The organism is Pseudomonas onubensis (assembly GCF_965653655.1).
In the GTDB taxonomy this organism is placed as follows: Bacteria; Pseudomonadota; Gammaproteobacteria; order Pseudomonadales; family Pseudomonadaceae; genus Aquipseudomonas.
In genome coordinates this window covers 64,816-71,594 of sequence record NZ_CBFHAZ010000020.1, presented here as the reverse complement: position 1 = coordinate 71,594, position 6,779 = coordinate 64,816, and the positions used below count along the sequence as shown (strand labels likewise).

Below are 6,779 nucleotides of genomic sequence, written 5' to 3'. Positions count from 1 at the left end.
CGCGAATGCGGTGTATCAGTGACAGATGAATTGACTGACACACCGCATTCGCGAGCAAGCCCGCTCCCACCTTTGACCGAGTATGGCGCTGCTGTTGCTGTTGCTCCGGCTCTTACATCCTTTTCGCTGGCGAAGTCAGCGGTCTTTTGATCTGCGCTTTTGATCTTGATCTGAAATCGCCCCGTTAAACACGATGGCCGGAATCTGACAGTGATTTGGGGGGTAAACCGGCAGGGAAGCCGGTTTAGCCGCGCTGGGCCAAGGATGGCCCATCGCGGCGGCCCCCCAAATCACTGTCGGATTGCGGGCATGCCGAGCCACAGCGAGGCACCGAGTGTTGGGGCGAGGACCTTTTGCTTACTTTTCGGTCCTTCGAAAAGTGAGTCGCTGTAAAAGCGAAACCTTAGGCAGCCGTTACCGCAGCAATGGATATGTACCCCGACCAAACACCCCCGCCAAATCGCTATAGCAGGCAACCCCAGCTCCCACAGTTGTTTGTATTCCAATCCCTCCTGTCGAGAAAATACCAAGCAAGCTAATAATTCCATTTGACATTCGCTGCCTAAGCAGTAACATCTTGTCATACATTCACTGCCTAGGCAGTAATAAGGTGACTTTCGATGACCCACTACACCCCTGACAGCTTTCGCAACTGCCACCTTGGCCTGTTGCTGGGCCGGGCGGCGCTGCTCAAGGACCGCATTATCGACACCCATATGGAACCCCACGGCGTCACCGCCGCGCAGTTCAAGGTGTTGATCATCATTGCCCAGTTCGACGTCGATACCCCGGCGGAGCTGTGCCGCAATCTGTCCCTGGACAGCGGCTCCATGACCCGCATGCTCGACCGTCTGGAGCAAAAGGGCCTGCTGGCGCGCAAGCGTTCCGAACAGGATCGGCGTCAAGTGCAGTTGGTGCTCACCGAAGACGGCCAGCGCCTGGCCGACATGTTGCCGCATATCGGCGCGCAGTCGATGAATGAACTGGCCGGTGCCCTGGAGCCTGGTGAGTTGGAAAGCCTGGAAAGAATCCTCAAGAAAATTCTGGTAGCTGCCGGTGACGCCATCGTCATCCAGCGGGTAGGTAATTAATGAAAACGCGTGCACTCAGCCTGGTGCTGGTGGCGATGAGCATGGCCGGTTGTGCCAACTTCAGCGGCCTCGACACCCAGGGCCAACGTCTCGACGCCAACACCTTGCAAACCGGCAAATCCTTGAGCGGCGTGACCCTGTCCACGGCCGCCTGGCCAACCGCCGACTGGTGGAAAAGCCTCGGCGATCCGCAGCTTGATGGCCTGATCCACGAAGCCCTGCAAAACAGCCCTGACATGCAAGTGGCAAGCGCCCGTGCGCACCAGGCCGAAGCCGCCGCCTATGCCGCCGACGCCGAACGCATGCCTACCCTGGATGCCAGCGCCGGCGTGAGCCGTTCGCGCCTGGCCAAGGACCAGGACCCGCGCGGGCAGGGCGATGCCTATGCCACCGTGCGCAACATCGGCGCCAGCTTCAACTACAACTTCGACCTCTGGGGTGGCCAGCGCGCCGCCTGGGAAGCCGCGTTGGGCCAGGCGCGTGCCGCCGAAGTCGACCAGCAAGCTGCTCGCTTGACCCTGGCTGCCAACGTGGCCAAGGCTTACAGCGACTTGGGCCAGGCGCATATCGTGCGTGACCTGGCCAACGATGACCTCAAGCGCACTCGCCAGATGCTCGACCTGAGCAAACGTCGCCTCAGCTCCGGTATCGACAGCGAGTACCAGTACCAGCAGACCGAAAGCCTGGAAGCCAGCTCCCAGTCGCAATTGATCGATGCCGAAAAACAGCTGCAAAGCGCCAAGATCGCCCTGGCCGTATTGCTCGGCAAAGGCCCGGACCGTGGCGGCGAGCTGAGCCGCCCGAATGTGCTGAAACCCAGCGCCGTCGCCGTGCCTTCAGTATTGCCGGCCGAACTGCTGGGCCGTCGCCCGGACCTGATCGCCGCACGCTGGCGTGTCGAGGCGGCGAGCAAGAATGTGGCCGCGAGCAAAACCCGCTTCTACCCCAACCTCAACCTCAGCGCGAGCGCCGGGGCCGAGTCGTTGCTCGGTGATGCGATGTTTGGCTCGGCCAGCCGCTTCTTCAGCATTGCGCCGACGATTTCGCTGCCGATCTTCGACGGTGGCCGCTTGCGTGCCGACCTCGATGCCCGCGACGCCGATTACGACCTGGCCGTGGCCCAGTACAACAAAACCCTGGTGCAAGCCTTGGGCGATATCGGCAACACCCTGATGCAACTGCGCGAAACCGGCCGGCAGATCCAGGCGCAGCAACACGCTGCGGACATTGCCCAGCAGTCTTACGATACCGGCGTGCAGCGTTACAGCTCCGGCATCGGTAACTATTTGGATGTGCTCAGCATCGAGCAGCAATTGCTGCAGGCCCAGCGTCAGTTGGCGACCCTGAATTCCGCGCAGATCGACCTGTCGATTCAATTGATGCAAGCCCTGGGTGGCGGATTCAACGCCGATAACGTGGCCGCGACCACGACCAGCCCCGCCACCCGTACGGAATAATTTGAGGTATTTGTCATGGCCACTGCCGAAAACAGCAACGCAACTGAAAAACCCGATAACAACCCGCGCAAACGCAAGGTCATGCTGATCGGCCTGGCGCTGATCGTCATTCTTGGCGTAGTCGGCGTGTGGGGCTGGTATGAGTTCTACGGGCGCTTCAATGAAAGCACCGACGACGCCTATGTGAACGGCAACGTGGTGGAAATTACCCCGCTGGTCACCGGCACCGTGGTCAGCATCGGCGCCGACGACGGCGACCTGGTCCATGAGGGCCAGGTGCTGATCAACTTCGACCCGAATGACGCCGCCGTCGGCCTGCAAAGTGCCCAGGCCAACCTGGCCCGCACCGTGCGCCAGGTACGCGGTTTGTACAGCAATGTCGACGGCATGAAAGCCCAGGTCAACGCACAGAAAGCTGACGTGCAAACCGCCCAGGACAACTTCAACCGGCGTAAGACCCTGGCCCAGGGCGGTGCGATCTCCCAGGAAGAACTGTCCCATGCGCGTGACAGCCTGACCGCCGCCAAAAACGCCCTGACCAACCTTGAGCAGCAACTGAAAACCACCAATGCCTTGGTGGATGACACGGTGATTTCGTCCCACCCGGACGTGCAAGCCGCCGCCGCGCAACTGCGTCAGGCCTACCTGACCAACGCGCGCAGCACCTTGATCGCACCGGTCACCGGCTATGTGGCCAAGCGCACCGTGCAACTGGGCCAGCGCGTGCAGCCCGGCACCGCGTTGATGGCAGTGATCCCGCTGGACCAGTTGTGGATCGACGCCAACTTCAAGGAAACCCAACTGCGTGATATGCGTATTGGCCAGCCGGTGGACATCGAGGCGGACATCTACGGCAGTGACGTGAAATTCACCGGCACCGTCGACAGCCTCGGCGCCGGCACCGGCAGTGCCTTTGCCCTGCTGCCTGCGCAGAACGCTACCGGTAACTGGATCAAGATCGTGCAACGTGTACCGGTGCGTATCCATATCAATGCTGATGAGCTGGCCAAGAACCCGTTGCGCGTGGGCTTGAGCACCGTGGTCAACGTCAACCTGCACGACCAGAGCGGCCCGGTACTCGCGCAACAGGCACCGCAAAAGGCCTCGTTCACCACCAACGTGTATGACCGCCAACTGGCCGAAGCCGATGCCATGATCAGCCAATTGATCCATGACAACAGCCTCGCCGCACCCAAGGCTGTGCAACGCTGATGAGCGCTAACGCCCCCGCGTCCTTTACGCCGCCCAGCTTGCTGATGGCCACGATTGGCCTGTCGCTGGCGACTTTTATGCAGGTGCTCGACACCACCATCGCCAACGTGGCGTTGCCGACCATTTCCGGCAACCTGGGCGTGAGTTCGGAGCAGGGCACCTGGGTGATCACCTCGTTTGCGGTGAGCAACGCGATTGCCTTGCCGCTTACCGGCTGGCTGAGCCGCCGCTTCGGCGAGGTGAAGCTGTTTTTGTGGGCGACCATCCTGTTTGTGCTGGCGTCGTTCCTCTGTGGTATTTCCACCTCGATGCCTGAGTTGATTGGCTTTCGGGTGCTGCAAGGCCTGGTCGCCGGGCCGTTGTACCCAATGACCCAGACGTTGCTGATCGCGGTTTACCCACCGGCCAGGCGCGGCATGGCCCTGGCGTTACTGGCGATGGTCACGGTGGTGGCGCCGATTGCCGGGCCCATCCTCGGCGGCTGGATCACCGACAGCTACAGCTGGCCGTGGATCTTCTTTATCAACGTGCCCATCGGCATTTTTGCGGTGATGGTGGTGCGTTCGCAACTGAAGAAACGCCCGGTGGTCACCAGTCACCAGCCGATGGATTACGTCGGCTTGCTGAGCTTGATCGTCGGTGTCGGCGCGTTGCAGATCATCCTCGACAAGGGCAATGACCTGGACTGGTTCGAGTCCAACTTCATCATCATTGGTGCGGCGATTTCGGTGATTGCCCTGGCGGTATTTATCATCTGGGAACTGACCGACAAACACCCGGTGGTCAACCTGCGGTTGTTTGCCTACCGCAACTTCCGCATCGGCACCATCGTGTTGATTTTGGGTTACGCGGGCTTCTTCGGGATCAACCTGATCCTGCCGCAATGGTTGCAAACCCAGATGGGCTACACCGCCACTTGGGCGGGCCTGGCGGTCGCGCCGATCGGCATTTTGCCGGTGCTGATGTCGCCGTTTGTGGGCAAGTACGCGCACAAGTTCGACCTGCGCCTGCTGGCGGGCCTGGCGTTCCTGGCGATTGGTTTGAGCTGCTTTATGCGCGCAGGTTTTACCAATGAGGTGGATTTCACCCACATCGCTTTGGTGCAGTTGTTCATGGGGATCGGCGTGGCGCTGTTCTTTATGCCGACCTTGAGCATTTTGATGTCCGACTTGCCGCCGGCGCAGATCGCCGACGGCGCAGGCCTTGCGACCTTCCTGCGGACCCTGGGCGGTAGCTTTGCGGCGTCGCTGACCACCTGGATCTGGATTCGCCGGGCGGACCAGCACCACGCGTACATGAGCGAGAACATGACCACCTACGACTCGGCCACCCGTGATGCCTTGCAGGCGCTCGGTGGGGCAGGGCACAAGGCCTATGCGCAGCTGGACCAGATACTCACCAGCCAGGCGTACATGATGTCCACCGTGGATTACTTCACGTTGCTGGGGTGGATGTTCATGGGCTTGATGTTGCTGGTGTGGCTGGCCAAACCGCCGTTTGGCGCGAAGGCCGGGCCGGAGGCTTCGGGGCACTGATCTGAAGTTGTACGCGGTCAAAAATGTGGGAGCGGGCTTGCTCGCGAAAGCGGTGGTTCAGTCGATACCTGAGTTGACTGACACGCCGCCTTCGCGAGCAAGCCCGCTCCCACATTTGGATCTCGGTTCACATTGGAGCGGCGGCGTTTTGAAAGTTATGCGCCGGGCAATGCCAACTGCGGGTTCACAAAGTCAAACGCCGCCAGCGCAAACCCTTGCTCATCCACCTGCAACGCCCAACCTTGCTTGTCCCAATCTCCCAGCACAATGCGCTTGGCCGCCTGGTCACCAATCTGCAGTTTATGAATGGCCGGGCGGTGCGTATGGCCGTGGACCAGGGTGCGCACGCCGAACTGCTGCATCACTCGTGGCACTTCATCGGGCGTGACATCGACAATGTCGTTGGCCTTCATGCGCGTTTGCGCACGGCTCTCGCTGCGCAGCTTGCGCGCCAGCTTGTGGCGGGTGCGCAACGGCAAGTGCCGCAGGATAAATAGCACAATCGGGTTACGCAGGATGCGCCGCAGCTTCATATAGCCGACGTCGCGGGTGCAAAGGCTGTCGCCGTGCATCAACAGCACGGGCTCGCCGTAAAACTGCACGACACTCGGGTCCTTGAGCAAGGTAGCGCCTGCTGCTTTGCAGAATGCCTTGCCGATCAGGAAATCGCGGTTGCCATGCATGACAAAAATCGGGGTGCCGCTGTCGCTCAGCTCGCGCAACGCCTCGCAGATGGAACGCTGGAAGGCGCTCATCCCATCGTCGCCAAGCCAGGCTTCAAAGAAGTCCCCCAGAATGTACAACGCCTGGGCGCCACGGGCGCGGCCGTGGAGCAGATCCAGAAACGCCCGGGTAATGTCCGGGCGTTCCTCTTCCAGATGCAAATCTGAAATCAGTAATATCACCCAACGATCTCGGCTTTCTCGACGATTACGTCTTCTGCTGGAACGTCCTGGTGACCGGCCTTGGAGGTGGTGGAAACGCCTTTGATCTTGTCAACGACGTCCTGGCCTTCGGTAACTTTACCGAATACTGCGTAGCCCCAACCCTGCACGTTCTTGCCGCTGTGGTTGAGGAAGGCGTTGTCGGCCACGTTGATGAAGAACTGCGCGGAGGCCGAATGCGGCTCCATGGTACGGGCCATGGCGACGGTGTACTTGTCGTTGGAAAGGCCGTTGTCCGCTTCGTTCTGGATGCTTGGACGCTTGTCTTTCTTTTCTTTCATGCCCGGCTCGAAACCGCCGCCCTGAACCATGAAGTTGCCGATGACACGGTGAAAAACGGTGTTTTCGTAGTGGCCGGCGTTCACGTACTCGATGAAGTTGGCGACGGTGATCGGCGCTTTCTCGGCGTTCAGCTCGATGACGATGTCACCGTGGTTGGTGGTCAGTTTGACTTTAGTCATGTTCACTACTCTTTTCAGGGAATTCGTGGGTTTGGACGCCAAGGCGCCGCTACCGGTTTGGCCAAATATGTGCCAAGGC

At 60.3% G+C, this 6,779-nt stretch carries 6 protein-coding genes; 4 read left to right on the top strand and 2 right to left on the bottom strand.

The window, feature by feature from the left end; genetic code table 11:
• Positions 1–620 precede the first annotated feature (620 nt).
• From ACTD9P_RS09755 to ACTD9P_RS09740, 4 genes are read left to right on the top strand one after another with little or no spacing between them, the layout of a single operon-like run.
• The gene (locus ACTD9P_RS09755) at positions 621–1,091 is read left to right on the top strand and encodes a MarR family winged helix-turn-helix transcriptional regulator (RefSeq protein WP_438867568.1); all 471 of its coding nucleotides are present in this window, start codon (positions 621–623) and stop codon (positions 1,089–1,091) included.
• Positions 1,091–2,548 (top strand): efflux transporter outer membrane subunit, encoded by a 1,458-nt coding sequence (locus ACTD9P_RS09750; protein ID WP_438867567.1) that lies wholly within the window; start codon positions 1,091–1,093, stop codon positions 2,546–2,548. Before ACTD9P_RS09755 ends, ACTD9P_RS09750 begins: the two co-directional genes overlap by 1 nt.
• Positions 2,549–2,563: 15 nt before the next feature.
• Positions 2,564–3,760 carry an HlyD family secretion protein gene (locus ACTD9P_RS09745; protein WP_285679396.1) on the top strand — a complete coding sequence of 399 codons (1,197 nt, stop codon included), beginning with the start codon at positions 2,564–2,566 and terminating at the stop codon, positions 3,758–3,760.
• Complete coding sequence (locus tag ACTD9P_RS09740) at positions 3,760–5,295, top strand: DHA2 family efflux MFS transporter permease subunit (protein ID WP_438867566.1); 1,536 nt, start codon at positions 3,760–3,762, stop codon at positions 5,293–5,295. Before ACTD9P_RS09745 ends, ACTD9P_RS09740 begins: the two co-directional genes overlap by 1 nt.
• 155 nt (positions 5,296–5,450) lie before the next feature.
• Here the strand turns inward: ACTD9P_RS09740 and lpxH are convergent, their stop codons facing one another.
• The gene (gene lpxH / locus ACTD9P_RS09735) at positions 5,451–6,200 is read right to left on the bottom strand and encodes a UDP-2,3-diacylglucosamine diphosphatase (protein WP_438867565.1); all 750 of its coding nucleotides are present in this window, start codon (positions 6,198–6,200) and stop codon (positions 5,451–5,453) included.
• Positions 6,197–6,700 carry a peptidylprolyl isomerase gene (locus tag ACTD9P_RS09730; RefSeq protein ID WP_056858496.1) on the bottom strand — a complete coding sequence of 168 codons (504 nt, stop codon included), beginning with the start codon at positions 6,698–6,700 and terminating at the stop codon, positions 6,197–6,199. Before ACTD9P_RS09730 ends, lpxH begins: the two co-directional genes overlap by 4 nt.
• Between the last annotated feature and the right edge of the window lie 79 nt (positions 6,701–6,779).